Origin of the sequence: Streptomyces pseudogriseolus (genome assembly GCA_002154585.1) — a bacterium.
GTDB classification, from domain to species: domain Bacteria; phylum Actinomycetota; class Actinomycetes; order Streptomycetales; family Streptomycetaceae; genus Streptomyces; species Streptomyces pseudogriseolus.
In genome coordinates this window covers 1-1221 of the sequence record MUNG01000704.1, presented here as the reverse complement: position 1 = coordinate 1221, position 1221 = coordinate 1, and the positions used below count along the sequence as shown (strand labels likewise).

2 protein-coding genes are annotated in these 1221 nt (G+C 71.1%); one reads left to right on the top strand and one right to left on the bottom strand.

Annotated elements, in window-relative coordinates:
* Window positions 1-46: 46 nt before the first annotated feature.
* Complete coding sequence (locus CCN29_RS34210) at window positions 47-640, bottom strand: YdeI/OmpD-associated family protein (protein ID WP_031064706.1); 594 nt, start codon at window positions 638-640, stop codon at window positions 47-49.
* 158 nt (window positions 641-798) lie between these two features.
* On the opposite strand from CCN29_RS34210, the gene CCN29_RS34205 reads away from it, so the two are divergent.
* Entirely contained in the window at window positions 799-1197 is a 399-nt protein-coding gene (locus tag CCN29_RS34205; RefSeq protein ID WP_031064708.1) for a cell division protein SepF, read from the top strand.
* Window positions 1198-1221 lie beyond the last annotated feature (24 nt).

Here is a 1221-nt window from a genome sequence, read left to right as displayed (position 1 = left end):
GGAAGGGGCGGCGGGGGCGAACTCCCCTTGGCCGGGCCTCCACCCCTCACGGATACAACTTCTCCCCCCTGGCCAGCATGGCCACGAACTTCTCGATCCGCGCCGCCCGCGTCCCCGCCCGTTTCGCCTCCTCAACGCGATGCAGAATCGCATACCGATTCCGGCTGTCCAGCCCTTCGAAAAACTCCCGCGCCTCCACAGGCGCCGCATCCAACGCCGCCCGCAGATCCTCCGGCACGACAGCCGTCCGCTGACTTGCGTACGCGGCCTCCCACCGCCCGTCCTCCCGAGCCCGCTCCACCTCCCGCAGCCCGGCCGGCCGCATCCGCCCCCGCTCGATCAGCTCGATCGCCTTCTGCCGGTTGACCGCGGACCACCGGCTCCGCGCCCGGCGCGGTGTGAACCGCTGCACCCAGTGCGTCTCGTCCAGACTCCGCTTGTGCCCGTCGATCCACCCGAAGCAGAGCGCCGACTCCAGCGCGGTGGCGTAGTCGATCCCGGGCAGCCCGGACCCCTTCCGCGGAATCCTCAGCCACAGTCCCTCGGCATCTCCCTGATGCTCCTCCAGCCATGCCTCGAACTCCTCCTGGGTCTCGAAACCCAGCACCGGCCCTGTCGTACCACCCGTCCCACCAGCCATGCGCCCATGCAAGCCTGGTCCGGCGGCCAGGTCAACGGCCGCCCCCCACCGGGGTGTTGCGGGGCGAACGATGGCGGAGCGTGTCGTTATTGGGCCGAACGGGTGACCATGAGTAAGAATTGGGCGATGCAGACAGCCAGCGCGACAGGGGACGGAGCATGCCGGTGAGCAGCCACGATGTCACCGACGAACAGTGGGAGGGGCTCGCCCAGGTCGTGCCGCTGCGGGGCCGCGACGCGTGGCCGTCCGCGGTCGGCCACCGCGCCATGCCGGAGGCCCGCACGGAGGCGGCGCGGCGCCGCTTCGTCGTGCTCCGCGTGAACGTCTTCGCAGACGCCCGCGAGGTCGCCGAGACCCTGATGTCCGGCATACCCGTCCTCCTCGACCTGACGGGCGCGGAACCGGACGTCGCCAAGCGCGTCCTCGACTTCAGCACGGGCGTCGTCTTCGGCCTCGCCAGCGGAATGCACCGCGTCGACCGCAACGTGTTCCTGCTGACGCCGGAGGGCATGGAGGTCACGGGTCTGATGGAGGGCGTGGGGGCGCCGGGCGCGTGAGGTCTCACGCGCCCGGCGCCCCCA

What these genes read in the sequence shown, in the direction of transcription:
- CCN29_RS34210 (WP_031064706.1), bottom strand. Translation starts at nt 640, where the DNA reads ATGGCTGGTGGGACGGGTGGTACGACAGGGCCGGTGCTGGGTTTCGAG.
- CCN29_RS34205 (WP_031064708.1), top strand. Translation starts at nt 799, where the DNA reads ATGCCGGTGAGCAGCCACGATGTCACCGACGAACAGTGGGAGGGGCTC.